Below are 26,446 nucleotides of genomic sequence, written 5' to 3' on the forward strand. Positions count from 1 at the left end.
TCTCAGAGCCGGTGATACCGGGCCAGCGCGACCTCCCGCTCGGCCCGGTGATCGACCATCGGCGGCGGATAGCTCGCCGGGGACGGCGACAGCGGCAGCACCGCGTCCCCGTCCCCGGCGAGCAGCCACGGCCGGTGAACGGCCCGGCCCGCGATGCCGCGGAGTTCGGGCACCCAGCGCCGGACGTAGTCGCCGTCCGGGTCGAACCGCTCACCCTGCGAAACCGGGTTGAAGATCCGGAAGAACGGCGCCGCGTCGGTGCCGCAGCCCGCGGTCCACTGCCATCCGTGCTGATTGGAGGCGAGGTCGCCGTCCACGAGGTGCTTCATGAAGTGTCGGGCACCCCGCCACCAGGGCAGATGCAGGTCTTTCGTCAGGAACGAGGCGACGATCATTCGCACCCGGTTGTGCATCCAGCCCTCGGCCAGCAGCTGACGCATACCCGCGTCGACGATCGGATACCCGGTACGGCCCGCACACCACGCGTCGAAGGCGGCGTCTGCGTCGGGCCCGCTGTGGTACTCCAGGGCATCGAACGCGGCGTGATAGTTGGCGCGCGCGGTGTCCGGGCGCCGATGCAGGACGTCGGCGTAGAAGTCGCGCCAGGCGAGCTCGCTGCGGAGCGCGACGGCTCCCGCGTCACCGCGTCCGCGCAGATCGTGCAGCAGCGTGCGCGGGTGCACGCAACCGAACTTCAGATACGGCGACAATCGGGTGGTCGCGTCGAGGTCGGGACGGTCGCGATCGTCCGAGTACCGGTCGAGCCCGCGCTCGGCGTCCTGCCGGAAGCGCCGCCAGCGCCGCAGTGCGGCCGCCTCACCCGCGGGTGGCAGGTCGACGGATGTCCGCTCGGCGAGGGCGTTGAACTCCAGACGCTCACCCAGACCGTCTGGGTCGATCCAGTCGAGCGTTCCGGCATCGGTGCGTGCCGGAGAATGCCAGCCGTGGTCGAGCCAGGCGCGGCGGTACGGGGTGAACATCCGGTACGGCCCGCCCGCCTTGGTCCGGAGTCGGCCGGGCGAGACGGCGTACGGCGAACCTGTCCGCACCAGCGGCACGGCGCCCAGCGCCGCTTCGACGGCGTCGTCGCGCATCCGGCCGTACGGCCCGAAGTCTTCGCTGATATGCACCGACGCCGCGCCGATCCGGGCGGCCAGGTCGGAGATCACGGCCGCCGGCTCACCGTGGGTTAGCAGCAGGCGGCCGCCCAGGTCGGCGTCGAGGGCGCGCAGGCAATCCGCGAGGAATGCCAGACGCGCCGCACCGGAGGGTCGCCGCAGTCTGTCGTCGATCACGAAGACGGCCAGCGCCGCGTCCGCACGGTCGGCGGCGGCGAGCAGTGTGGGCAGGTCGGTGAGCCGCAGGTCGCGGCGGAACCAGACGATCGCGGGAGCGTTCACCCGACCAGTGTGCGCCGTGCCGGGCCGGTCCCGCCTCGACCCATCCGCGCGTCGGCCGACTCCGAATGCCTGGTGTGACTGACAGTGGAACCTTCGCAGCGCCGGATTTCGCCGAACCCTCCCGCATCGCCGTCGTGGGCGGCGGAGTCGCGGGACTGACCGCCGCGCTCCGGTTGTCGGAACGCCATCGGGTCACCCTCTTCGAAGCCGACGACCGGTTGGGCGGCCACGCGCACACGCATCGGATACCGGAGGCGGACGGAACGCGGGTCGCGGTCGATTCGGGATTCATCGTCCACAACGACCGCACGTACCCGACGCTGCTTCGCCTGTTCGAGGAACTCGGTGTCGCCACCCGGGACACCGACATGTCGATGTCGGTCCGTTCGCAGGCGACGGGACTGGAGTACGCCGGTGCGCTGGGCTTGGCGGGCCTGTTCCCGACATGGCGTACCGCGCTTCGCGGACGCTACCTGCTGATGCTCCTCGAAGTGGTCCGGTTCCACCGGTCGGCGCGCCGCCTGCTGGCCACTGCCGACGACGACTGCCGGCTCGGGGAGTTCGTCGAGCGGACGAGGCTGTCGTCGTACTTCCGCGACAACTTCCTGCTGCCGCTGGTGGCGGCCGTGTGGTCGTGCGACGCGGAGACGGCCGCGGAATACCCGGCCCGCTACCTCTTCACCTTCCTCGACCACCACGGCATGCTCTCGGTGTACGGTTCGCCGGTCTGGCGCACCGTCGTCGGCGGATCGGCCGTCTATGTTCGGGCGATCGCCGATCGCGTCGAGGCGCGTGGAGGTCGCATCCGGTGCGGAGCGCCGGTCACCGCGGTCGCCGACGAGCCCGGCGGGGTCGTCGTCACCGCGAACGGGACGTCTGAGACCTTCGACGGCGCGGTGATCGCCACTCACCCGCATCAGGCGCTGGCCATGCTCCGGTCGCCGACCCGGCTGCAGACCGAGGTGCTCGGCGCCATCGGCTACAGCGCCAAGCCGGCGGTCCTGCACACCGACGAGACGCTGCTGCCGACCGCCGGGCGCGCCCGGGCGTCCTGGAACTACCAGATCCGGTCCGACGGTTCGGCGGTCGCCGTGACCTACGACCTCACCCGGCTGATGCGGTTGTCGCAGGGGCGCGGCGGGCCGCGGTATCTGGTCACCATGGGACGGACCGATCTGGTCGACCCGGCGACGATCCTCGCGGAGATGGACTACGAGCATCCCGTCTACGACGCCGGTTCGGTGGCAGCCCAGCAGCGGCTGCCCGAGATCGATTCGGACCGAATCGCTTTCGCCGGTGCCTATCACGGCTGGGGCTTCCACGAGGACGGCGCAGCCTCGGGTGCCCGGGCCGCGGCGCACTTCAGGGCGACACGGACGGCGCTGCGACGATGACGGCGCCCGCACTGGTCCACACCCGCATCAGCCACATCCGCCGCGAACCGGTGGACCATCGGTTCGCGCACCGGAGCCTGAGCTGGCTCGTGGACATCGACCGCCTGCCGCGCCTGCCACGGGGACTCCGCTGGGCCGCCCGCTTCCGGCCCGAGGACCACTTTCCGTCGCCCGCCGCGGCCGGCGAGACCCTGCGGGGGCGACTGGAGTCGTACACCGACTCCGTCGGAGCCCCGCGGGCCGACGGCGCGGTCATCGCTCTGCTCTCGCCGCGCGTGGCCGGGTACGTCTTCAACCCGCTGTCGGTGTTCTGGTGCCACGACCGCGACGGTCGCCTCCGGTACGTGATCGCCGAGGTTCACAACACATACGGCCAGAGGCACTGCTATCTGGTGCGCACCGACGGCGCGGGACGGGCCGAGGTCGACAAGGAGTTCTACGTCTCACCGTTCAACGACGTGTCCGGACGTTATCGACTCGTCCTGCCCGAGCCCGGCGTCGACGGCCGGATCCGGCTCAGCGTCGTCCTGGAGCGACCGGGCCGCGGCCGATTCACCGCGACCCTCACCGGACGCGCGGAACCGGCGACTCCGGCCGCGGTGGTGCGCGCACAGCTGCGCACCCCGCTCGCCCCGTGGGTCGTCGCGGCCCGCATCCGCCTCCACGGGATCCGGCTGTGGTGCCGCGGCCTGCGCGTGGAGCCCCGACCTCACCCCGACACGAAGGAGCGTTCACGATGACGACCGACGACAGCCGTCGCACCGACGATTCCCGGCACGCCGGCCGCCGCGACCGCATCCCGCGGATCGACCCGGTGCGCTGGCCGGATGTGTCCGCGCCGCCGCACGCCCGCATGTCCGGGCTGCGCGCCTTCGCCGCGGAACGGCTCTTCCGGCGGGCCGCGGCGAGACTGCCGATCGCCGTCGAGTTCCCCGACGGGAGGCGCATCGGCCGGCTCGACGGCCGGATGGTGCCGAGAATGATCGTCCGTGACCCGGAGTCGTTCTTCGCCCGTCTGGGCGCTTCCGGGCTGATCGGCTTCGGCGAGGCGTTCATGGCGGGGGAGTGGACCACCGACGACCTCGTCGGGGTGCTCAGCGCGTTCGCGGCCGACGTGGCCGATCTGGTGCCCGCGCCGCTGCAGCGGCTGCGGTCCTCGGTACTGCCGCGGCATCCCGCGGACGAGGAGAACTCCCTGGCCAACACGCGGTCGAACATCGCCCGCCACTACGACCTCTCCAACGATCTCTTCGCCTCCTTCCTCGATGAGACGCTCACCTACTCGAGCGCCTTCTTCGGCACCGACCGCGACGCGGAACGCGCGCAGTGGTCCGACCTCGCGGACGCACAGCGCGCCAAGATCGACCGGCTGCTCGACGCCGCGGGCGTGGGGCCGGGAACCCGTCTGCTGGAGATCGGGACCGGGTGGGGCGAGCTGTGTCTGCGAGCGGCCCGGCGCGGGGCGCTCGTCCACTCGGTGACGCTGTCGGCAGAGCAGCGAGACCTGGCGCTGCGGCGCGTGGCCGAGGCGGGCGTGGCCGACCGCGTCCGCATCGACCTGCTCGACTACCGGCTCGTGCGCGGTCGGTACGACGCCGTCGTCTCGGTGGAGATGCTGGAGGCGGTGGGGCGTGAGTACTGGCCCGTCTACTTCCAGACCCTCGACCGGCTGCTGGTGGACGGCGGTCGCGCCGCCCTTCAGGTGATCACGATGCCGCACCGGCGGATGCTGGCCTCGGAGGGCACCTACACCTGGGTGCACAAGTACATCTTCCCGGGCGGGCGGCTGCCGTCGATCGAGGCCCTGCGCGAGGTCGCGACCCGCGGCACCGCCCTCCGGCCCGCCGGGGAGTTCGCGATGGGCCTGCACTACGCACGGACCCTGCATCTGTGGCGGGAGCGTTTCCGGTCCGCGGACGAGGCGGTCGGCCGGCTCGGCTTCGACGCGGTGTTCAAGCGGATGTGGACCTTCTACCTCGCCTACTCCGAAGCCGGCTTCCGGTCCGGCTACCTGGACGTGTACCAGCTCCGCTTCGACAAGACGGCGCCCGCGGGGACGCGATCGTCATGATCGCGCCGCTCGCGACGGCTAGGCTGGCGTGCGATGACACACGCCGACTCGCCTGCGGTCCGCCGATGACCGCGGGCGGCGCACAACTGGAGGACCTGCTCGGCCTCGTCGCGTCCGGAGATCGCGGTGCTTTCGCCGACCTCTACGACCGCACCAGCGCGCGGGTGTACGGGATGGTGCTGCGGGTGCTGCGCGATCAGGGGTACAGCGAGGAAGTGACGCAGGAGGTGTACCTCCAGGTGTGGCGCGAGGCCCGGCATTTCCGGCCGGATCGCGGCAGCGCCGTGTCGTGGCTGCTGACCATCGCTCACCGGCGGGCCGTCGACCGGGTGCGGTCGGAGCGATCGGCGTCCGACCGCGACACCCGGTACGGCGTTCGCGAACTGGTCGAGATCACCGCGGGCGTCGAGGAGGAGGTGCTCTCCCGGGAGAACGGGCGGCGGGCGCGTGAGTGCCTCGGCACCCTCACCGCACTGCAGGCTCAGGCGGTGAGTCTGGCGTTCTACGAGGGCTTCACCTATCGCGAGGTGGCCGAACGGCTCACGGTGCCGTTGCCGACGGTCAAGAGCCGCATCAAAGACGGACTGAAGAGGCTGAGGGGGTGTTTGGGCGGTGAGTGAAGACCCGGACTACCTGCGTGAACTCGCCGCGCTCATCGCCCTCGACGCGGTCGACGACGTGGAGCGCGCCCGGATCATGCGGATCGTGGGGAGCGCCGAGGACGGCGACCGACAGATCTTCGAGGCAGAGCTCAGGGCGGTGCGCGAGGCACTCGCCGGAATCAGCGAGGCGACGGCCACACCGCCGCCGGCCGCGTTGCGCGACCGCGTCCTCGACGTAGTCTCGGGCCAGGAGCAGACGGCGCCGGCGGATGAACCCGAGCCGGTCGCCGACCCCGAGCCGCAGTCGCGGCGCATCCGGTATGCGTGGGTGGCCGCCGCGGCCGCGGTGGTCCTGGGGATCGGCGGCGGCGTCGTCGGCTACACGCTCGCCGACCGGTCGCAGCCGGCCGAGCCCTCGCAGGCCGAGCAGATCTTCGCCGCACCCGACGTCCGCACCACCACCGGAACCGTCGCGGGCGGCAAGGCCTCGGTCACGTATTCGCCGTCCACCGGCGAGGGCGTGCTGGTGATGAACGACGTGCCGCGCCCCGAGCCGGGCACGATCTATCAGATGTGGCTGATGGGGCCGAGCGGGCCGAAGCTCGCCGGAACGATGTCGGCCGCGGACGTCGCGCCGTCGACCACCGCGGTCATCACCGACATGCACGGTGCCACCGCGGTCGCATTCACCGTCGGCGACGCCGCGACGCCCGACAAGCTGATCAGCGCCCCGGTCGCGGAACTGCCTCTGAGCTGATCGCTCAGCCGAGCTGGTCCTCCAGGTACCGGGGACGGCAGATCACCCAGGCGCCGCACAGCATCACCACGACGGTGGCGGTGAGGAAGCCGAACGGGACGGTCCATGAATGTGTGGCGTCGTGCAGGACCCCGAACAGCATCGGCCCGGCGCATGCCAGCAGGTAGCCGACGCCCTGGCCGAATCCGGACAGCGACGACGACCCGGTGCTGGTGCGGCTGCGCAGGTTGATCAGCGTCAGCGCCATCGGGAAGGTGGTGGGCCCGATGCCGATCAGGACGGCCCACAGCCACGGCGCTGCCAGCGGCGCCCACAGCAGCCCCGCGAAGCCCGCCAGCCAGCAGGCCGCGAAGCCCAGGGCGAACGGGAACGGATTGGCGAACCGGGCACACAGGACCGGCGCCACCAGCGTGCCCGCGAACCCGATCCCGGAGAACAGCGCGACCATCGCACCACCGAGTGATTCGCTGCCCCCGGCGTCGCTGAGCACCTCGGGCAGCCAGGTGAACATCGAGTAGGTCATCAACGAGGTCATGCCGAACATCAGGGTGAGACCCCAGGCCATGCTGCTTCGCCAGACCGGCAGGCGCGCGGCCTCGTCGACCGCGGGACGCGCCTCGTCGGGCAGATCGTCCTCGGCACGGACGGTGGCCCGTCGTTCGCGCACCACCCACATCCAGGGGAGCAGCGCGGCTAGGGGGACCAGTGCCCACATCGCGAGCGAGGTCCGCCAGCCCGCCGCGTCCGCGACCGGCACGGCCATCGCGGCGGGCAGCGCGGTGCCGATCTGCACGAAGGTGATGTACACCGTGCTGACGAGCGCGATCTTGTCGCTGAAATAGCGCTTCACCAGGGGTGGGATGAGGATATTGCCGACGCCCATGCCGAAGAGTGCGACACCGGACAGGATGAGCAGCGCTGCCACGCCGCCGACGAAGGGGCGGCTGGCGATGCCGACTCCGGTGAGGATCACCGCGGCCAGCGTGGTCTGCTCGATGCCGAAACGCCGGCCGAGGGCGGGGGCGAAGACGCCGGCCAGACCGAACATCAGCGTCGGCAGCATGCCGAGCAGACCGCTGACGGTGTGGCCGAAGCCGAGGTCGTCGGAGATCCGCGCGAGCAGCGGCGTGATCGAGGTGACGGCCGTGCGGAGGCTGAGCGAGAAGAGCACGATCGCGACCAGGACCATGACGCGGCCGCGCCAGGCCCCAATCGGGGTTCGGAATGGTGCGGCGGTTGTCGCGGAATCGGTGACCATGGCCTAAATCGTAGGATGAATGGTTGTATTGAGGCAAAGTGATTTAGACTGCAGGAGTGCAGACAGTGAAGCGTCAGAGTCTCATCGCGCAGGTGACGCAGCAACTGAGAAACGAGATCGCCGCCGGCCGCTGGCAGGTGGGTGAGCGCATTCCCACCGAGCCCGCGCTGTGTGAGATGACCGGTACCGCGCGGAACACCGTGCGCGAAGCGGTGCAGGCGTTGGTGCACGCGGGGCTGCTGGAGCGCAGGCAGGGGTCGGGGACCTACGTCATCGCCACCGATGAGCAGGAGGTGGCGCTCGGTGACTTCTTCGCCGCGGCCCGGCGGCAAGACCTCTTGGAGCTGCGCGAGGCGCTGGAGGTGACCGCGGCAGGGCTGGCCGCCCGCCGTCGGGACGACGATGACATCGCCGCGCTGCGTCGACTGCTGGCGCAGCGCAACGGGTTCTGGGACGGCGCCGACGCTGCCGAGTCCGTACACTCGGCAGCGGTCGAGGCCGATGCGCACCTGCACCGCGCCATCGTCGCCGCCAGCCACAACGAGGTGTATCTCGAGTTCTACGACTCGTTGCTGCCGGCGCTGCGAGAGTCGATCGCCGAACACGGTGTCGGCGCGCACCGGTCGTACGAGGCGCTCCACGTCGAGGTCGTCGAGGCGGTGATCGGCGGGGATGTGGACGGCGCCCGGGCGGCCGCTCGGCAGTTGCTCACCCGCGTCGGCGAATCCGGATGATCGGCGCCGGTAGTGAACTGTTTCGGTGCGGTTCGCGCAGCGGTGTCAATCATTTTGACCGTGGTAAATCCGGGCGGTAAAGTATTTCGTCGGCGCCTTGCCAAGCTGGGTGCTGCTCACCTTCCGGCGTCCGAGCGGGCGCCGAGAGGGCGGAGTCGTGGATCGGCGTAGGGCGTGCGACACGCCCGACAACGGGTGCACGATTCGAACCTGACCTGCATAAACGTGCAGGTGGGGCGAGTTGCGGAAGTATCTGTCCACGCGTGAGCGTGGCGGACCGCTTGCCCGGAGCACCAACCGCAACGAATACGAACAAGGCCCGGCGGGAGCCGGTCCTCAAGGAGAAAGAACTCAGTGCCAACCATTAACCAGCTGGTCCGCAAGGGCCGCAAGGACAAGACGTCCGCCAAGAAGACGGCTGCTCTGAAGGGCAGCCCGCAGCGCCGGGGCGTTTGCACCCGCGTGTACACCACCACCCCGAAGAAGCCGAACTCCGCTCTGCGAAAGGTCGCCCGTGTGCGCCTGACCAGTGGCGTCGAGGTCACCGCCTACATCCCCGGTGAGGGCCACAACCTGCAGGAGCACTCGATGGTGCTCGTCCGCGGCGGTCGTGTGAAGGACCTCCCGGGTGTTCGTTACCGCATCATCCGCGGCTCGCTCGACACCCAGGGTGTCAAGGACCGCAAGCAGGCTCGCAGCCGTTACGGCGCCAAGAAGGGGAACTGATCTAAATGCCACGTAAAGGACCCGCTCCCAAGCGCCCCCTGATCAGCGACCCCGTCTACGGTTCGCCGCTCGTCACCCAGCTCGTCAACAAGATCCTGCTGGACGGCAAGAAGTCGACCGCCGAGCGCATCGTGTACGAAGCCCTCGAGCAGGCCCGTGAGAAGACCGGCACCGATCCGGTCGTCACCCTCAAGCGTGCGCTCGACAACGTCAAGCCCACCCTCGAGGTCAAGAGCCGTCGCGTCGGTGGCGCCACCTACCAGGTTCCGGTCGAGGTGAAGCCGGGCCGCGCCAACACCCTCGCGTTGCGCTGGCTGGTCACCTTCAGCCGTCAGCGTCGCGAGAAGACCATGGTGGAGCGTCTGGCCAACGAGCTGCTGGACGCCTCGAACGGTCTCGGTGCATCGGTGAAGCGTCGCGAGGACACTCACAAGATGGCCGAAGCCAACCGCGCCTTCGCTCACTACCGCTGGTGAGGCTGCCGCATCGGACCGGGGGATGCGCACGCGAGCCCGGTCCGATGCGCTCGCACACTGACAGACTCAGTTCCAAAAACTTCCCGAAGGGAACCTAATGGCACAGGAAGTGCTCAACGACCTCACCAAGGTCCGCAACATCGGCATCATGGCGCACATCGATGCCGGCAAGACCACGACCACCGAGCGCATCCTCTACTACACCGGTGTGAACTACAAGATCGGTGAGACCCACGACGGCGCGTCGACCACCGACTGGATGGAGCAGGAGAAGGAGCGTGGTATCACCATCACCTCCGCCGCCGTGACCTGCTTCTGGAACAACAACCAGATCAACGTCATCGACACGCCAGGTCACGTCGACTTCACCGTCGAGGTGGAGCGCGCGCTCCGCGTCCTCGACGGCGCCGTCGCCGTCTTCGACGGCAAGGAGGGCGTCGAGCCGCAGTCCGAGCAGGTCTGGCGCCAGGCCACCAAGTACGACGTCCCCCGCATCTGCTTCGTCAACAAGATGGACAAGATGGGTGCGGACTTCTACTTCACCGTGCAGACGATCATCGATCGCCTGGGCGCGAAGCCGCTGGTCATGCAGCTCCCGATCGGTGCCGAGGATGCCTTCGACGGCGTCGTCGACCTGCTCGAGATGAAGGCCATCACCTGGCGCGGAACCGTCGAGATCGGCGCCGAGCCGACCATCGAGGAGATCCCCGCGGATCTGGCCGACAAGGCCGCCGAGTACCGCGAGAAGCTGCTCGAGACGGTCGCCGAGTCGGACGAAGCCCTCATGGAGAAGTACTTCGCCGGCGAGGAGCTCACGATCGACGAGATCAAGGGCGCCATCCGCAAGATGACGATCAACTCCGAGATCTACCCCGTGCTGTGCGGCTCGGCGTTCAAGAACAAGGGCGTGCAGCCCATGCTCGACGCCGTCATCGACTACCTCCCGAACCCGCTGGACATCGGCGAGATCGAGGGCCACGTCGTGGGCAACGAGGAAGAGATCATCTCCCGCAAGCCCAGCAAGGACGAGCCGTTCTCGGCACTGGCGTTCAAGATCGCCGCGCACCCGTTCTTCGGCAAGCTCACCTTCGTCCGCGTGTACTCGGGCCGTGTGGAGCCGGGCACCCAGGTCATGAACGCGACCAAGGGCAAGAAGGAGCGCATCGGCAAGCTCTTCCAGATGCACGCCAACAAGGAGAACCCGGTCGACGACGCGGTGGCCGGCCACATCTACGCGATGATCGGCCTCAAGGACACCACGACCGGTGACACCCTGTGCGATCCGGCGAACCCCATCGTCCTCGAGTCGATGACCTTCCCTGACCCGGTCATCAACGTCTCGATCGAGCCGAAGACCAAGTCCGACCAGGAGAAGCTGGGCACCGCGATCCAGAAGCTCGCCGAAGAGGATCCGACCTTCTCGGTGAACCTGGACGAGGAGACCGGCCAGACCGTCATCGGCGGCATGGGCGAGCTCCACCTCGACATCCTGGTCGACCGCATGAAGCGCGAGTTCAAGGTCGAGGCCAACGTCGGCAAGCCGCAGGTCGCCTACCGTGAGACGATCCGCAAGACCGTCGAGAAGCACGAGTTCACCCACAAGAAGCAGACGGGTGGCTCGGGTCAGTTCGCGAAGGTCATCATCAAGCTCGAGCCGCTGGTCGACGCCGAGGACGGCGCGACCTACGAGTTCGCGAACGCCGTCACCGGCGGTCGTGTCCCGCGCGAGTACATCCCCTCGGTGGATGCCGGTGCGCAGGACGCGATGCAGTACGGCGTTCTGGCCGGCTACCCGCTGGTCAACCTGAAGGTCACCCTCCTCGACGGTCAGTACCATGACGTCGACTCGTCGGAGATGGCCTTCAAGATCGCCGGTTCGCAGGCCCTCAAGGAGGCTGCGAAGATGGCTCAGCCCGTCATCCTGGAGCCGATCATGGCCGTCGAGGTCACGACTCCGGAGGACTACATGGGCGACGTCATCGGCGACCTGAACTCCCGCCGTGGCCAGATCCAGGCCATGGAGGAGCGCAGCGGTGCACGAGTCGTCAAGGCTCAGGTGCCGCTGTCGGAGATGTTCGGCTACATCGGAGACCTGCGGTCGAAGACTCAGGGCCGGGCTAACTACTCCATGGTTTTCGACTCGTACGCTGAAGTTCCGGCGAACGTGTCGAAGGAGATCATCGCGAAGGCAACGGGCGAGTGATCTCGCCCTCCGCCTTGGCGGAGCTCGCGCCGGGGTCGGCTATCGAATCCGCGCGCACAAACGAATAAGGTGGACGGCCAGGTCCCGGCACGACGCCGGGCCGGCCGGACACCGGTTCAGCAAGACCGCTCCTGCCGACGGCAGGAAGTAAGAAACCCACTGCTGGGAACCACCCGGCAGCAACAGTCCAGGAGGACACAAGTGGCGAAGGCGAAGTTCGAGCGGACCAAGCCGCACGTGAACATCGGCACCATCGGTCACGTCGACCACGGCAAGACCACCACCACGGCGGCCATCACCAAGGTGCTCGCCGACCAGTACCCGGACCTGAACGAGAGCTTCGCTTTCGATCAGATCGACAAGGCGCCTGAGGAGAAGGCTCGTGGTATCACGATCAACATCTCCCACGTCGAGTACCAGACGGAGAAGCGTCACTACGCTCACGTCGACGCTCCGGGTCACGCCGACTACATCAAGAACATGATCACCGGCGCCGCTCAGATGGACGGCGCGATCCTGGTCGTGGCTGCCACCGACGGCCCGATGCCGCAGACCCGCGAGCACGTGCTGCTGGCTCGCCAGGTCGGCGTCCCCTACATCCTCGTCGCACTGAACAAGGCCGACATGGTCGACGACGAGGAGATCATGGAGCTCGTCGAGATGGAGGTCCGCGAACTGCTGGCCGCCCAGGAGTTCGACGAGGACGCTCCGGTGGTCCCGATCTCGGCGCTGAAGGCGCTCGAGGGCGAGGAGAAGTGGGTCAAGTCCATCCAGGACCTGATGGCCGCTGTCGACGAGTCGATCCCGGACCCGGTCCGTGAGACCGACAAGCCGTTCCTGATGCCCGTCGAGGACGTCTTCACCATCACCGGTCGCGGCACCGTCGTCACCGGTCGCGTGGAGCGCGGCGAGGTCAACGTGAACGAGGAAGTCGAGATCGTCGGCATCCGCGAGAAGAGCACCAAGACCACCGTCACCGGTATCGAGATGTTCCACAAGCTGCTCGATTCGGCTCAGGCCGGCGACAACGCGGGTCTGCTGCTCCGCGGCCTCAAGCGTGAGGACGTCGAGCGCGGTCAGGTCATCGTCAAGCCGGGCACCACGACTCCGCACACCGAGTTCGAGGGCCAGGCGTACATCCTGTCGAAGGACGAGGGCGGCCGTCACACCCCGTTCTTCAACAACTACCGTCCGCAGTTCTACTTCCGCACCACGGACGTGACCGGCGTCGTGACCCTCCCCGAGGGCACCGAGATGGTCATGCCGGGCGACAACACCGAGATGACTGTCAAGCTCATCCAGCCGGTCGCCATGGACGAGGGCCTGCGCTTCGCTATCCGCGAGGGTGGCCGCACCGTCGGTGCCGGCCGCGTCACCAAGATCATCAAGTGATCTAGTCTGACGACTCAGGACGCCCGTCCCGCTGATGCGGGGCGGGCGTTCTGCTGTTCCGGGGGCTCCAGGCGTCCGTCGAGTTCGTCGGCGAACCCGAACCGGCGTCGGCGCCGCCTCAGGCTCGGTGGAGCTCGGCGTGCAGATGGTGCGAGACGGGGACGTCGGCGTAGGCCATCCACAGGTCGTACGTGAGGGTGTCGCCGGCGAGTTCGAAACGGCGTTTCACCGCGTGCACCTGTTTCGCGTCGGGGGAGACGCCCAGGGTGTGCTGGGCGAACTCGAGAACGGCGTGGTGAGCGGGGGCGCGCTGGAGTTCCACGAAGCCGGTCGGCTGCGCCACCAACAGTTCCACGTGCTGCTTGCCCGCCAGACGCAGGAAGCCGGTCTCGGTGTGCATCGGGCGGCCGCCGCCCGGTGCGCGCGTGCGCGATCGATAGAACAGGAAGGGCCGTCCGCTCGGCGACAGCTCGATCTCCTCGTCGTAGGTGAAGCTGTCGATCGTCGCATAGTGTCCGGCGCCGGTACCTCGCCAGAGACCGGCGAAGGCAGCGAGCGGGCCGAGGGGGTTGCGCTGTGAATCGGACATGCTGCCAGGTTAGACCCCGACCGCGGTCAGTCCGGGTGCAGTTCGCGCAGCCAGGACGACGACGGCGCGTCGGACGGCGACCGCCAGTCGCCGCGCGGCGAGAGCGATCCACCCGACCCGATCTTCGGGCCGTTCGGCATCGCGGTGCGCTTGAACTGGCTCGACATGAACCGCTTCAAGAAGACCGTCAGCCACTTGTCGATGGTGGCCTCGTCGTACTCGTTGCGTTCGTCGTCGCGCATCAGATCCGACCACGGGCCGCGGCTCCGGTCGCCCCACGCCTGCCGGGCGAGGTACGCGATCTTGCTGGGCCGGTAGCCGAACCGCGTGAGGTAGTAGAGGAAGAAGTCGTGCAGCTCGTATGGGCCGACGTGGTCCTCGGTGCTCTGGATGTTGCCCTCGGCGTCGGCGGGCACGAGCTCCGGTGAGATCACGTCGGAGAGGATCTCCTGCAGGGTGCTGACGGTCTCGGGTCCGTAGCGGGCGGTGCTGATCTTCCAGCGGATGAGATGCTGGATCAGCGTCTTGGGGACGCTGCCGTTGACGTTGTAATGCGACATCTGGTCGCCGACCCCGTAGGTGCACCAGCCGAGCGCCAGCTCCGACAGGTCGCCGGTGCCCAGCACGATCCCGCCGAGGTGGTTGGCCAGCCGGAAGAGGTGGGAGGTGCGCTCTCCTGCTTGGACGTTCTCGAAGGTGACGTCGTAGACCGGTTCCCCGTCGGCGAACGGATGCTTCAGGTCGGCGAGCATCTGCATGCACGACGGCCGGATGTCGAGTTCGTTGCCGGTGACGCCGAGCGAGTCCATGAGGACGTGGCTGCGCGCCAGGGTGGCGCCGCCGGTGGCGAAGCCGGGCATCGTGTACGCGTGGATGTTGGTGCGCGGCAATCCCATCGCGTCGAAGGCCTGGACGGCGACGAGCAACGCGAGGGTGGAGTCGAGACCGCCGGAGACGCCGATGACCACCTTGTCGATTCCGGTGGAGCGCAGCCGCGCGACGAGCCCCTGCACCTGGATGTTCAGCACGTCGTGGCACCGCTCGTCTCGGTCGGCGGCGTCGGCGGGAACGAACGGGAAACGCGCGACCGTCCTGCGCAGAGCCCCGGTGGTCTCGGGGACGTCGAGGTCGAACGAGATGCGGCGCATCGCCCGCGAGCGTTCGGCGAAATCGCCCACCTGGTCGCGCAGGGAGATCATCCGGGACCGCTCCTGCCGCAGCCGGTCGAGGTCCACATCGCTGACTATCAGCTGCGGTTCCATCGAGAAGCCCGCGGTGCGCGCCAGCAGGGTGCCGTTCTCGGCGATCAGTGCGTCGCCGTCCCAGGCCAGGTCCGTGGTCGACTCGCCGAAGCCGGCCGAGACGTAGACCTGCGCGGCGATGCAGCGCGCCGAGTGGCCGGTCACCAGCGACCGCCGGTACGCCTGCTTGCCCACCGTGACCGGGCTGCCCGAGAGGTTGACCAGTACGGTGGCCCCGGCGAACGAGGCCCAGGTGCTCGGTGGGATCGGCACCCATCCGTCCTCGCACACCTCCACGTGGATTCGCAGGCCGGGCAGGTCGTCTGCTTCGAAGATCAGGTCGGCGCCGAACGGCACGCGCTGTCCGCCGATGACGGCGGTGTCGCGGACCGCGTCGCGTGCGGCGGCGAAGTAGCGCTGCTCGTAGAACTCGCGGTAGTTGGGCAGGTACGACTTCGGTGCGACGCCGAGCACGCGGCCGCCGTGGATCACGATCGCGCAGTTGTACAGGGCGTCGTCCACCCGCAGCGGAGCGCCGACGATCACCACGGGCGTCGTCTCAGCGGTCGCGGCCACCACGGCGGCCAGCGCGGCCTCCACCTCGTCGAGCAATGCATCCTGCTGGACGAGGTCGTCGACGCTGTAGCCGCTGAGGCCCAGCTCGGGGAAGGCGACGACGGCCACCGACTCCCGATGGGCCTGCTGGATCAGTTCGACGGTGCGCGAGGCGTTCTGACGCGGGTCGGCCAGGGCGACCTGCGGGACGGCAGCGGCGAGACGGGCGAAACCGTGTGAGTAGACCGACACTCCTTCAGGCTAATGCGTCGCTGCGTGCCACGATGGAGGGGAGTCGGCGCGGGCCGCCTCGTCTGTGTCCGTAACGTCTTCAAGGTCAGGTGTTCTGCGCATGTCCAGGTTCCTCGCACGTTCTTCTGTCTTCGCGGTCCTCGCGGCCACCGCCGCTCTCCTGGTGGGGCTGGTGGCGGGCCCGGCGTCGGCGCATTCGGCGCTGGTCGGCTCCGACCCCGAGCAGGGGGCCAAGGTCGCGACGGCTCCCGAACGGGTGACGCTGACCTTCAACGAGAACCTGAAGTCCTCGTACGCGGTGCTCAAGGTGGTCGGCCCCGACGGACACTTCTGGCAGCAGGGCGAGCCCACGGTCGACGGTCGCGACATATCCGTTGCCCTGCACGGACTGGGGCCGGCCGGTGAGTACAAGGTCAACTACCGCGTGACGTCGGCCGACGGCCACCCGGTGGAGGGCCAGGTGACCTTCGAATTGACGGCTGCGGGCAACGGCACCCCCGGCGCCGTCGCCGACGACTGGCAGCCGGAGACCGATAACGGTGTGAAGGTGTGGCCGTTCATCGTCGGCGGTGTGGTCGTGGTGATCGTCGTGGCCGGTGTGCTGGCGCTGCTGCTGGCCCGTCGCCGACGCTGACCCGCATGCCCGGAGCCGAGACGGTGCGACTGCGCGCCGGATTCGCCATCGCCGCGGCGGCTCTGGCGGTGGTGGGCGTGGCGATCTGCCAGGCGCTGGCCGCACCCGAGCCGGCGGCGTGGGCCGGCGCGGTGACGATCGGTTCGCTCTCGCTGCTGCTCGGCCTCGGTGCACTGCCGCTGATCGGCGCGGAGCCCTCGGTCCGGGTGATCGTCGGCGCCGGGGCGATGTGGGGAGTCGCCAGCGTCATCGGCGGATGGCTGCAGGTGGCCGACCGCATCGGGGTCTCGCCGTTCGAGGTGGGTGTCGGTGATCTGACGACCGGCGTGCAGACCGGCTTGCCGGTGCTGGTCGGCGCCGTGGGATCGCTGGCCGTCCTGGGCTGGGGTTATGCCGCACTCCGGGCGGACCCGCCGGTGCTCTTGGTCTCCGTGATCGCGGGCCTCGGAGTGCTGGCGGTCTCGGTCACCGGCCACGGCGGCGAGTCGGTCTGGACCCCGGTGTTCCTCGCCGTGCATTCGATCTGTGCGGCCTGGTGGGCCGGCACGCTCGCCGCGCTGGTCGTCACGGTGCGCGGGAAAGGCGGCTGGGCCCGGACGCTTCCGGAGTTCTCCCGATGGGCGATGCCCGCGGTCGGCGCGTTGACCGTCACCGGGGTGGTCGCCGCGGCGGTGCAACTCGGTGTGGGTCCGCAGCTGTGGGAGACCGGCTACGGCCGGATCCTCGTGGCGAAGGCGGTTCTGCTGGCGGTGGCGCTGGCGCTGGCGTGGTGGCACCGGCGGTCGTGGCTGCCGCGCGCACGACGGCACGGAGTGAGCGAGCGGGAGTCCATCGTCCGGGCCGGCACCGAAGTGCTGGTGCTGGCACTGATTCTGGGTCTGGCGGCCGGGTTGGCGACCACCGGGACCGGTTAGCGGCCGGCGTCGCCGCTTCCCGCCGCCGGCCGATCCCAGGCGGCGAGCAGGATGTCGAGCATCTCGATGCTGTGGCCGAGGCCGCTGATGTGGCTCTGGCCGGCCAGCGGATGGAGTTCGGCGTGCGGGAGCAGCTTCACCATGTGCTCGCCGTGGGCGAACGGGATGATGTTGTCGGCGTCGCCGTGCCACCAGTGCACATAGGCGTCCACGTCGGAGATCCGGAATCCCCAGTCGCGGACGAACAATTGCAGGTCGGCGAACGGAGCCTCCATGCGGCGGCTGCCGCCGTGCAACAGGTCGTCGAGGAACATCGCCCGGAACTCCGGGCGTGAGAGCAGTTCCCGGTCGGCCTCGGGGGAGAGGCGGCCGTAGAGGCTGATCGCCGGGTCGGCGATCGGCCGCGCGAAGCCCAGGACCGTGCTCAGCACCGACCCGATCGGTCGGCCGGCCACATTGAGCAACGGAACGGCGAACTGTGCGAGGTCCACGGCGCCGCCGCGGATCCCGTCGGGTCCGTTGACCGGAGCCACACCGCCGACGATCCCGGTCGACACCACGCGGTCGGGCAGGAAGCGCGACACGGCGAGTGAGTACGGGCCGCCGCCGGAGAGTCCGATCACCGAGAAGCGGTCGACGCCGAGGGTGTTCAGGACGGTCTGGAAGTCGAGCGTGAAGTCGGCGATCGACTCGTACCGGTGAGGCGTCGACGACCCGACGCCCGGCCGGTCGAGCCCGATCAGGCGGAAGCCGCGCGTCTCGGCGTATTCGCGCGCCTCGGTCGGGATCTGCCGTCGGGCTCCGGGGGTGCCGTGCAGCCACACGACGGCCGGGCCGCCGGGGGAGCCGAACTCGGAGAAGCCGATGCGTCGGCGTCGCTTGTCGCCGACGGCGATGGAGCCCTCGAGCTTCGGTCGGTCAATCGGAATCACGTCGCGGAGTATGTCAGATGCGCGCTGCCCGCACGAGATGGATTCTCATATTTGTCTAAGAGGAACCTGTGAGCAGGGACGACCCTCTCGGGCGGGTGTATTTTGGAGGGATGCCAGCACTGAGCAGTCGTCTCGCCGCCATGCGCCGCGGCATCGGTCACGCCATGCGTCCCCATCCGGTCACCGGGGTCCCGTCGGGCCGGCGGCTCGAGCTTCCGGGGCGCGGGGAGACCTTCGTCACCGACTCCGGGCGGCGCGACGGTCCGGCCGTCTTTCTGCTTCACTCGGTCAGCACCACCGGACTGCTCTGCTGGTATCCGGTGATCCCGCTCCTGGAACGCGACTTCCGCGTCATCACCATGGACCACCGTCTGCACGGTCGCGGGATCGAGTCCGACACGTTCTCACTCGACGACTGCGCGGACGACGTGGTCGCCGTCGCCGACAGCCTCGGGATCGACTCGTTCATCGCCGCGGGATTCTCCATGGGCGGAGGCATCGCACAGCTCGCCTGGCGCCGCAGCCCCGACCGGGTGGCCGGGCTCGTCCTCTGTTCGACCGGCCCGTACTTCTCCAGCATCGATCCCGCTCGGCTGGCGCTCGAGCAGCGTCTCGGCAAGGCGCTGAGCGTCGTCGAAAAGGTTCTCCCCACTCCGTCGGAACGGATCCTCGACGACCCGACCGCTCATCCGGTCAAATGGGGTCTGGCACAGGTCACCTCCACGAGACTCGGTCTGCAGGGCGTGTTCGCCGAGGCGATGGCCCGATTCGATTCGCGCGATTGGCTCGGTGAGATCGATGTGCCGACCTCGGTGGTGGTCTCGACGTTCGACAAGGTGGTGCAACCCGAACGGCAGCAACTGCTCGTCGACGGCATCCCGGGCGCTCAGCGTTTCGATGTCGCCGGTGGCCATGCGTGCTGTGTGCTGGGCGCGGAGAAGTTCATTCCGGAGTTCACGGCGGCCGTCCGTTCGGTCGAGCGCCAGTCGTTGACCGTCTGACACGAGAGGTCGTGCCGGAGCGTCGGTCGGCGGTTCGGTAGACTGCCACAAGTCGTGCACCGCACGCGACGCCCCTATAGCTCAGTTGGTAGAGCTACGGACTTTTAATCCGCAGGTCGTAGGTTCGAGCCCTACTGGGGGCACTGGTGGAAGCCAGGCCGGAGAACATCTCCGGCCTGGCTTCTTCGCTTCCGGTCTCCGACGGCTGTCGGCGCGGCGCTCGCCGATCACCCTCGATGTGCGTGTGAATAGCCGAAAAACGTCGCTGACCACACGATTTGCGTTCTGTCGACGAAGTGCCATAAAGTTTGTCTCGCTCCCAACGAGGAACACCGGCCCCCTTCGTCTAGCGGCCTAGGACGCCGCCCTTTCAAGGCGGTAGCGCGGGTTCGAATCCCGTAGGGGGTACGCGGTGAGAGTCTGATAAGGTTCTCAAGGCAACAAATTGAATATGGCCCTGTGGCGCAGTTGGTTAGCGCGCCGCCCTGTCACGGCGGAGGTCGCGGGTTCGAGTCCCGTCAGGGTCGCTTTTTGGTTTCGGTTTTTCACCGGCACCGTCCGGCCAGGTAGCTCAGTTGGTACGAGCGTCCGCCTGAAAAGCGGAAGGTCGTCGGTTCGATCCCGACTCTGGCCACATTCGATCAGAGGCCCACCGGCAACGGTGGGCCTCTGATCCTTTTCGTCTGAACATCTCTCGTCGTCTGAACATCTCCGGCAGGCCCGCGGATGGTGCGAACCGGATCGAGTTCACTGTGTGTCCATGTCATTCGGCTGCCGCGTAACCTTAGGGTCCAGCTAGGAAGTTTCTGCCGCCCTGTGGAAGGGTTTCGGTGATAGCAGCGCGCACAAGGAGGGGCGATGGCCAACGGCGGGACGCCGCAGGAGAACGATCCGGCGTTGAACATTGTCGACAACGTCGTCGACCGCGAGTACACCGTCGAGCGGTTGGTGGAGAACCCGGTAGAGAAGGTCATCGATAAGCCGGTCACGCTCGAGCGGATCGTGGAACGGCTGGTGGTCAACACCGTCGACACCATCATCGACAAGCCGGCGACGGTCTCGCGGCTGATCGAGAAACCCGTTGTGACGGTGGTCGACGAGATCGTCGACAAGCCCGTGAGCGTCAGCCGCGCCGTGGAACGCCCGGTGGTGACGATCGAGGACGAGGTCGTCGACAAGCCCGTCAACATCCATCGCCGGGTCGAGAAGCCGGTGGTGACGGTGGTCGACAACATCATCGAGATGCCGGTCGAACTCCAGCGACTCGTGCAGCAGCCGGTGGTGACGGTGGTCGATGAGATCGCTGAGAAGCCGGTGGAGCTGTCGCGGTTGGTGGAGAAGCCGGTGGTGACGGTGGTCGATGAGATCGCTGAGAAGCCGGTGGAGTTGCCGCGGTTGGTGGAGAAGCCGGTGGTGACGGTGGTCGATGAGATCGCTGAGAAGCCGGTGGAGCTGTCGCGGTTGGTGGAGAAGCCCGTCGTCACCTTCGTCGACGAGATCGTCGACACCCCCGTCGACGTGCCGCGCGTCATCGAGAAGCCGATCGTGACGGTGAAGGACGAGATCGTCGACAACGAGATCGACATCCCGCGGTTGGTGGAGAAGCCGATCGTCACGATCCTCGACGAGATCGTCGACAAACCGATCGAGATCCAGCGGCTCGTGGAGAAGCTGCTCGTGACTGTGGTGGACGAGATCGTGGAGCGGCCCACCGAGGTCTCGCGCATGGTGGAGAAGCTGCTGGTCGAGATCACCGACGACGTCGTCGAGAAGCCCATCAGCGTCGAGCGGATGGTGGAGAAGCCGATCGTCACCATCGTCGACAAGGTGGTGGAGGTCCCGGTCGAGTCGGTCGTTGAGAAGGTGATCGAGAAGCCCGTCGAGAAGATCGTCGAGGTGATCCGCGAAGTTCCCGTCGAGAAGATCGTCGAGAAGGAGATCGAGGTCCCGGTCGAGAAGATCGTCTACAAGCCCGTCGAGAAGGTCGTCGAGAAGCACGTCGACGCGACCGAGGAATCGGCGGTGGAGACGACGGTCGAGAAGGAGATCGAGGTCCCGGTCGAGAAGATCGTCTACAAGACGGTCGAGAAGGTCGTAGAGAAGGAGATCGAACTCGTCGTCGAGAAGGCGGAGATCAAGACCGTCGAGGTGCCGCGCGAGGTGATCGTGGAGCAGATCGTCGACAAGCCGATCGAGAAGCCGGTCGACCATGTGGTCGAGCGGATCGTCGAGAAGCCGAACGTGGTCGAGAAGGTGATCGAGAAGCCGGTCGACCGTGAGGTGGAACGGATCGTCGAGATCCCCAACGTCACCGAGAAACTGGTCGAGAAGCCGGTGGACCATGTGGTCGAGCGGGTGGTCGAGAAGCCGAACGTGGTCGAGAAGATCGTCGAGAACCCCGTCGAACACGCCGTGGAGCGCGTGGTCGAGAAGCCCGAACTGGTCGAGAAGATCATCGAGAAGCCCGTCGAGCACGTGGTGGAACGGGTTGTGGAAGTGCCCAACGTCGTCGAGAACGTGGTGGAGAAGCCCGTCGACCGTGTCGTCGACAAGGTGGTCGAGATCCCCAACGTCATCGAGCAGGTGGTGGAGCGGCCCGTCGACCGCGTGGTGGAGCGGGTGGTGGAGCGGCCGAATGTGGTCGAGAAGATCGTCGAGCAGCCGGTGGACCATGTGGTGGAGCGGGTGGTGGAGCGGCCGAATGTGGTCGAGAAGATCGTCGAGCAGCCGGTGGACCATGTGGTCGAGCGGGTGGTGGAGCGACCGAACGTGGTCGAGAAGGTCATCGAGCAGCCGGTCGACCGCGTGGTGGAACGCGTCGTCGAAGTGCCCAACGTGATCGACAAGGTCGTCGAGCGCCCCGTTGACCGCGTGGTGGAGCGGGTGGTGGAGCGGCCGAATGTGGTCGAGAAGGTCATCGAGCAGCCGGTGGACCGGACCGTCGAGCGCGTGGTGGAACAGCCCAACGTGGTCGAGAAGATCGTCGACAAGCCGGTGGAGCACGTCGTGGAGAAGATCGTCGAACGGCCGGAGATCATCGAGAAGGTGGTCGAGCAGGAAGTCCGCCGCGAGTTCGACAAGAACGTGCAGACCCCCGTCCTGGTGGAGAACGTGATCGAGAAGCGGTTCGACCACGTCGTGGAGCGGATCGTCGAGAAGCCCGTCGAGCACATCGTGGAGAAGGTGGTCGAGAAGCCGGTCTACGTCGAGGTCGAGAAGGTGGTCGAGAAGCCCATCGAGCAGATCGTCGTGGTCGAGAAGCCGGTCATCGTCCGCAAGGTGGTCGAGAAGCCGGTGGAGACCTACGTCGAGGAGTCCGAGGACACCGTCCGGACCGTGACCCACGACCAGCCGGAGCCGGCGACCGGCGGCGAGACGCAGTACGTCCAGCCCGAGCCCGACACCGGCAGGCATCACTGGGTGGACGCCGGCACCGGGCAGCACCCGGACCACGGCTTCGCCGGCTCCGAATCCGAGGAGACGCGGCCGCGCGTCAAGGTGGACCCGACGTACACCGTTCGCCGGGCGCGCCACCGCAGTCCCGACTGAGATCAGTAGGCACGACGGCATCCGAGGGGAATGTTCCCTCGGATGCCGTTGTGCGTCCTGATGCCGGCACGCACCCGGCCCTACAGTGGACGCATGAAAGCTGTGGTGTGTCACGAAGGTTCGCTCGACGTGCGCGAGATGGAGGTTCCCCGCCCCGGTCCGGGCCACGTATTGATCAAAGTGCTCCGCGCCGGGATCTGCGGGTCCGACCTGCATGCGCGGGTTCACGGAGACGTCGCCGCCGACATCGGGGAGAAGGTGGGCTACGACCACTTCATGCGCCCCGCCCACGAGGTGGTGATGGGCCACGAGTTCGTCGGGGAGGTGGTCTCGTACGGTCCCAAATGCCGCAAACGGTGGAAGCCGGGCACAGCGGTGGTCGCGCTGCCGATCATCCGTCACGACGGCGAGGTCGAAATGGTGGGGCTCTCGGCGCAGGCGCCCGGGGCGTACGCCGAATACATGGTGGTCCAGGAAGATCTGGCGATGCCCGTCCCCGACGGTGTGGACGTGGAACTCGCGGCCTTGACCGAGCCGCTCGCGGTGGCGCATCACGCGGTCCGGCGCAGTGAGATCGGCCGGCGCGACGTGGCCGTTGTGGTCGGCTGCGGCCCCATCGGCCTCGCGGTGATCCTGATGCTGAAAGCGGCGGGAGTGCGCACGGTGGTCGCCGCCGACCTCTCCGAACTGCGCCGCGACCTCGCCCGTCAGTGCGGAGCAGACGTCGTGGTCGACCCCGCCGTCGACAGTCCGTGGGACGCGGCGCCGCAACAGAGGAAGCACTTCACCCGCGTCGGAGATCTGTTCTCGGTGGCGTTCGACGCCATGCACGCACTTCAGACCATTCCCCGGACGCCGTGGTGGTCGCTGATGAGCGTCGCCGACAAGCTGTCGCTCACGCCGCGCGGGCCCGTGGTCTTCGAATGCGTCGGCGTTCCCGGAATGATCGACGACCTCGTCGCGCACGTGCCCTTCCGCTCGCGGGTCGTGGTGGTCGGAGTGTGCATGGAGCCGGATGTCTTCCAGCCTGCGATGGCAGGCAACAAGGAGATCGACCTGCGCTTCGTCTTCGGCTACGACCCCGCCGAGTTCCGGGCCACGCTGCACATGATCGCGCGCGGGACGGTTCAGCCGAGGCCGCTGCTCACCGGCACAGTCGGGCTCGGCGGTGCCGCGGGGGCATTCGAGGCGCTCGCCTCGGCACGCAGTCACGCGAAGATCCTCATCGATCCGGCGAGCGACGTCGTGGACGTCTGAGCGTCCGGACGTGATCCGACGGTACTTTCCGTGATTGGCGCCACAACCGGAATTATCCGGACCACGGTCCGGTTATGCTCTGTGTGTGTGCGGCACACGCCGCCGCAGAACCACAGACGCCATCGAGATCGCTTCCGCAAGGAGAACCGTCATGACTGCAGCAACCGTCACCCCCGCTGACCTGACCCCCGGCACCTGGACCATCGACCCGGTCCACTCGACCATCGGCTTCTCGGTCCGCCACCTGATGGTCTCGAAGGTCCGCGGCACCTTCGACGCCTTCACCGGCACCATCACCATCGCCGAGGACGGCACGCCGTCGGTTCAGGCCGAGATCGACGTCACCTCGATCAACACCCGCAACGAACAGCGCGACGGCCACATCAAGTCGGCCGACTTCTTCGACGCCGAGAAGTTCCCGACCGCCACTTTCACCTCCACCTCCGTCGTGGAGAAGGGCGGGGACTACGAGCTCACCGGCGACTTCACGCTCAAGGGCGTCACCAAGCCGGTTACCCTGAAGATGGAGTACAACGGCGTCAACGCGGGAATGGGCCAGGGCCCGGTCGCGGGCTTTGAGGCCTCGACCGTGATCAACCGCAAGGATTTCGGCATCGACATCGAGATGCCGCTGGAGACCGGTGGAACCGTGGTCGGTGACAAGATCACCATCACGCTCGAGATCGAGGCGACGCACACCGCCTGATCGCTCCACCCCGACATCACCTCCCGGTCTTCGGTAATCTCAGTGAGATTCCATTGGGCCGGGAGGTGATTGCTTGTGCGTGGCGAGACTCGCACTGAGCTGCACCGTTTTGCCGAATGGGTGGACCGCAGGCTGAAACTGGCCTACTTCGGCGGGCGGCTCGTGGAAGGCGGAAGCGAACGCGTCGCCACCGAGTGGCGGGCGATGGACGTGGCGACCCGCCGCGGAATCGTCGCCCGGGCCATGGTGCTCGGAAGCGCGATTCTCGGCGGGGCCAAGATCCTGATCAGCATCGAGACCTTCATCGCGGTGTTCCTCGCGTTCAGCGGCGGCGAACTCACGCTGCACTCGGGTTCCGAGGATCCCGGCATGCTCGCGGTACTGTTCTCGACGCTGGTCGGACTGATCGTCAGTCTCGCGATCTCGCTGCTGTTCCTGAAACCGCAGTTCGCGTGGTTCGTCAGCGGCGGTCCCGCCGACGACGACCGTCGAAGACAAGTGCAGGTGATCCCGACCCGCGTGGTGTACGCCGACCTGGTCGGCTGGCTCGCCGCGTACCTGATGTACGTGGTGCTCTCCGACGCCGAGCCGGTGTTCCTGCTCGCCATGCTCGTGGCGTTCATGCTCGCCGCCATAACCTCGGCGTGCCTGAACTACATGTTCATCGAGAGCGCGGTCCGGCCGTTGACGGTGCTCGCCTTCGGCGGGCGGTCGATGCGGTTCGCGATGCACGGCGTGCGCGAGCGCATGGCGGTGATCTGGCTGGTCTCCTCGGCGGTGCCGATGGTCGGGATGGTCACGATCATCGTCGGGCGGGTACTCGGCCTGGTCCCGCAGGTGGAGGATCGTTTCGACTGGCCGATCGCGTTCCTGGCCTTCATCGCGCTCGCCTCGGGCGGGCGCGTCGTCGGACTGGTGGGCCGTGCGATCCGCGATCCCCTCAACGAGATGAGCGATGTCATCGAATCGGCTCGCGACGGCGACCTGACCAGGCGCGTCGCCGTCTACGACTCCTCCGAGATCGGTGTGCTCCAGCACGGCATCAACGGGATGCTCGACGGCCTTCAGGAACGTGACCGGATGCGCGAGATCTTCTCCCGCCACGTCGGAGTGGGGGTCGCCGACCTGGCTCTCGAACACGGCGGAGATCTGGTCGGATCGAACACCGAGGTCGCGGTGATCTTCGTCGACATCACCGGGTCGACGTCGTTCGCGGCGCGGCGCGACCCGCGCGAGACCGCGGTGGTGCTCAACGCCTTCTTCTCCATCGTCGCCGAGGTGGTGGAACGGCACGGCGGCTTCATCAACAAGTTCGAGGGCGATGCGGCGCTCGCCGTATTCGGTGTGCCCGCGCCACTGGACAATCCCGCCGAATCGGCGTTGGTGGCCGCGCGCGAACTCGGTGTGGCGCTCGGTGAGAAGCTCCCGCTGGAGTGGGGGATGGCCGTGGCCTACGGTCCGGTGTTCGCCGGCAACATCGGAGCGCGGACCCGGTACGAGTACACCGTGATCGGGGACCCGGTGAACGAGTGCGCGCGGTTGTCCGACCGGGCCAAGGAGGGATACTCGCCCGTCTACGCCAGCGGCGCGGCCATCGACCGTGCCGGCGCCGACGAGGTGGCGAAGTGGCGCCGCGTGGATCGGGTGACCCTGCGCGGTCGGCCGGAGCCGACCGAGATCTTCGCGCCGCGCGAGTTGCTGATCCGCGCCGAGCCGCCGTCGCTCGGTAGTGTGCTGGCTGACCTGGTGAAGTTCGCCATACCGCGTGAGCGTTCGCCGCGTGCGGCCGCGAAGGAGCAGTGA

22 protein-coding genes and 4 tRNA genes are annotated in these 26,446 nt (G+C 67.9%); 21 read left to right on the forward strand and 5 right to left on the reverse strand.

Going from position 1 to position 26,446, the window contains the following annotated elements:
- Positions 1-2: 2 nt before the first annotated feature.
- Entirely contained in the window at positions 3-1,400 is a 1,398-nt protein-coding gene (locus tag ACZ5QD_RS18370) for a cryptochrome/photolyase family protein (RefSeq protein ID WP_222111186.1), read from the reverse strand.
- A gap of 65 nt (positions 1,401-1,465) precedes the next feature.
- Here ACZ5QD_RS18370 and ACZ5QD_RS18375 point away from each other — a divergent pair, with 65 nt between their 5' ends.
- From ACZ5QD_RS18375 to ACZ5QD_RS18395, 5 genes are all read left to right on the forward strand, one after another.
- The gene (locus ACZ5QD_RS18375; protein ID WP_433820359.1) at positions 1,466-2,794 is read left to right on the forward strand and encodes an NAD(P)/FAD-dependent oxidoreductase; all 1,329 of its coding nucleotides are present in this window, start codon (positions 1,466-1,468) and stop codon (positions 2,792-2,794) included.
- Positions 2,791-3,534, forward strand: coding sequence for a DUF1365 domain-containing protein (locus ACZ5QD_RS18380; RefSeq protein ID WP_433820361.1), 744 nt, complete (start codon positions 2,791-2,793; stop codon positions 3,532-3,534). The genes ACZ5QD_RS18375 and ACZ5QD_RS18380 overlap by 4 nt, the downstream gene beginning before the upstream one ends.
- On the forward strand, positions 3,531-4,865 hold the full coding sequence (locus tag ACZ5QD_RS18385; protein WP_433820363.1) for a class I SAM-dependent methyltransferase: 1,335 nt from the start codon (positions 3,531-3,533) through the stop codon (positions 4,863-4,865). Before ACZ5QD_RS18380 ends, ACZ5QD_RS18385 begins: the two co-directional genes overlap by 4 nt.
- 65 nt (positions 4,866-4,930) lie before the next feature.
- Positions 4,931-5,485, forward strand: coding sequence for an ECF RNA polymerase sigma factor SigK (sigK, locus tag ACZ5QD_RS18390; RefSeq protein WP_039866663.1), 555 nt, complete (start codon positions 4,931-4,933; stop codon positions 5,483-5,485).
- Positions 5,478-6,224 (forward strand): anti-sigma factor, encoded by a 747-nt coding sequence (locus tag ACZ5QD_RS18395; protein WP_006894474.1) that lies wholly within the window; start codon positions 5,478-5,480, stop codon positions 6,222-6,224. Before sigK ends, ACZ5QD_RS18395 begins: the two co-directional genes overlap by 8 nt.
- A gap of 4 nt (positions 6,225-6,228) precedes the next feature.
- On the opposite strand, the gene ACZ5QD_RS18400 is transcribed toward ACZ5QD_RS18395, so the two are convergent.
- Positions 6,229-7,482: a CynX/NimT family MFS transporter gene (locus tag ACZ5QD_RS18400; protein WP_039866605.1), complete on the reverse strand. Its 1,254-nt coding sequence runs from the start codon at positions 7,480-7,482 to the stop codon at positions 6,229-6,231.
- Positions 7,483-7,538: 56 nt separating this feature from the next.
- On the opposite strand from ACZ5QD_RS18400, the gene ACZ5QD_RS18405 reads away from it, so the two are divergent.
- The 5 genes from ACZ5QD_RS18405 to tuf all read left to right on the forward strand — a co-directional run bounded on the left by ACZ5QD_RS18405 (position 7,539) and on the right by tuf (position 13,013).
- Positions 7,539-8,216: a FadR/GntR family transcriptional regulator gene (locus tag ACZ5QD_RS18405; RefSeq protein WP_039866607.1), complete on the forward strand. Its 678-nt coding sequence runs from the start codon at positions 7,539-7,541 to the stop codon at positions 8,214-8,216.
- Positions 8,217-8,570: 354 nt separating this feature from the next.
- On the forward strand, positions 8,571-8,942 hold the full coding sequence (rpsL, locus tag ACZ5QD_RS18410) for a 30S ribosomal protein S12 (protein WP_006894477.1): 372 nt from the start codon (positions 8,571-8,573) through the stop codon (positions 8,940-8,942).
- A 5-nt stretch (positions 8,943-8,947) separates the two neighbouring features.
- The gene (rpsG, locus tag ACZ5QD_RS18415) at positions 8,948-9,418 is read left to right on the forward strand and encodes a 30S ribosomal protein S7 (RefSeq protein WP_006894478.1); all 471 of its coding nucleotides are present in this window, start codon (positions 8,948-8,950) and stop codon (positions 9,416-9,418) included.
- Between the two features lie 97 nt (positions 9,419-9,515).
- Positions 9,516-11,621 (forward strand): elongation factor G, encoded by a 2,106-nt coding sequence (gene fusA / locus ACZ5QD_RS18420; protein WP_006894479.1) that lies wholly within the window; start codon positions 9,516-9,518, stop codon positions 11,619-11,621.
- Positions 11,622-11,822: 201 nt separating this feature from the next.
- Entirely contained in the window at positions 11,823-13,013 is a 1,191-nt protein-coding gene (gene tuf, locus ACZ5QD_RS18425) for an elongation factor Tu (protein ID WP_006894480.1), read from the forward strand.
- A gap of 118 nt (positions 13,014-13,131) precedes the next feature.
- Here tuf and ACZ5QD_RS18430 read toward each other — a convergent pair whose 3' ends face one another.
- Together ACZ5QD_RS18430 and ACZ5QD_RS18435 are read right to left on the reverse strand one after the other, a co-directional pair.
- Positions 13,132-13,602 (reverse strand): heme-binding beta-barrel domain-containing protein, encoded by a 471-nt coding sequence (locus ACZ5QD_RS18430; RefSeq protein WP_045537597.1) that lies wholly within the window; start codon positions 13,600-13,602, stop codon positions 13,132-13,134.
- A gap of 26 nt (positions 13,603-13,628) precedes the next feature.
- On the reverse strand, positions 13,629-15,650 hold the full coding sequence (locus ACZ5QD_RS18435) for an NAD(+) synthase (RefSeq protein ID WP_464366998.1): 2,022 nt from the start codon (positions 15,648-15,650) through the stop codon (positions 13,629-13,631).
- Between the two features lie 100 nt (positions 15,651-15,750).
- On the opposite strand from ACZ5QD_RS18435, the gene ACZ5QD_RS18440 reads away from it, so the two are divergent.
- Both ACZ5QD_RS18440 and ACZ5QD_RS18445 read left to right on the forward strand, forming a co-directional pair.
- A complete protein-coding gene (locus tag ACZ5QD_RS18440) occupies positions 15,751-16,284 on the forward strand; it encodes a copper resistance CopC family protein (RefSeq protein WP_006894484.1) in 534 nt (177 codons plus the stop codon).
- Between the two features lie 5 nt (positions 16,285-16,289).
- Entirely contained in the window at positions 16,290-17,198 is a 909-nt protein-coding gene (locus tag ACZ5QD_RS18445; RefSeq protein WP_464366999.1) for a copper resistance D family protein, read from the forward strand.
- On the opposite strand, the gene ACZ5QD_RS18450 is transcribed toward ACZ5QD_RS18445, so the two are convergent.
- The gene (locus tag ACZ5QD_RS18450; RefSeq protein WP_045537590.1) at positions 17,195-18,130 is read right to left on the reverse strand and encodes an alpha/beta fold hydrolase; all 936 of its coding nucleotides are present in this window, start codon (positions 18,128-18,130) and stop codon (positions 17,195-17,197) included. The genes ACZ5QD_RS18445 and ACZ5QD_RS18450 overlap by 4 nt on opposite strands.
- 110 nt (positions 18,131-18,240) lie before the next feature.
- Here ACZ5QD_RS18450 and ACZ5QD_RS18455 point away from each other — a divergent pair, with 110 nt between their 5' ends.
- The 9 genes from ACZ5QD_RS18455 to ACZ5QD_RS18495 all read left to right on the forward strand — a co-directional run bounded on the left by ACZ5QD_RS18455 (position 18,241) and on the right by ACZ5QD_RS18495 (position 26,446).
- Positions 18,241-19,131, forward strand: a complete 891-nt coding sequence (locus ACZ5QD_RS18455; protein ID WP_045537588.1) for an alpha/beta fold hydrolase — start codon at positions 18,241-18,243, stop codon at positions 19,129-19,131.
- 70 nt (positions 19,132-19,201) lie between these two features.
- Positions 19,202-19,274 (forward strand) — tRNA-Lys (locus ACZ5QD_RS18460).
- 192 nt (positions 19,275-19,466) lie between these two features.
- Positions 19,467-19,539, forward strand: a tRNA-Glu gene (locus ACZ5QD_RS18465).
- 45 nt (positions 19,540-19,584) lie between these two features.
- Positions 19,585-19,658 (forward strand) — tRNA-Asp (locus tag ACZ5QD_RS18470).
- A 33-nt stretch (positions 19,659-19,691) separates the two neighbouring features.
- Positions 19,692-19,765, forward strand: a tRNA-Phe gene (locus ACZ5QD_RS18475).
- A 224-nt stretch (positions 19,766-19,989) separates the two neighbouring features.
- Positions 19,990-22,680 (forward strand): hypothetical protein, encoded by a 2,691-nt coding sequence (locus ACZ5QD_RS18480; protein ID WP_464367000.1) that lies wholly within the window; start codon positions 19,990-19,992, stop codon positions 22,678-22,680.
- A gap of 93 nt (positions 22,681-22,773) precedes the next feature.
- Positions 22,774-23,937 (forward strand): zinc-binding dehydrogenase, encoded by a 1,164-nt coding sequence (locus tag ACZ5QD_RS18485; protein WP_062367387.1) that lies wholly within the window; start codon positions 22,774-22,776, stop codon positions 23,935-23,937.
- 151 nt (positions 23,938-24,088) lie between these two features.
- Entirely contained in the window at positions 24,089-24,643 is a 555-nt protein-coding gene (locus ACZ5QD_RS18490; protein WP_006894554.1) for a YceI family protein, read from the forward strand.
- A gap of 75 nt (positions 24,644-24,718) precedes the next feature.
- On the forward strand, positions 24,719-26,446 hold the full coding sequence (locus tag ACZ5QD_RS18495) for an adenylate/guanylate cyclase domain-containing protein (RefSeq protein WP_464367001.1): 1,728 nt from the start codon (positions 24,719-24,721) through the stop codon (positions 26,444-26,446).

It is taken from the genome of Gordonia sp. J1A, assembly GCF_055393515.1.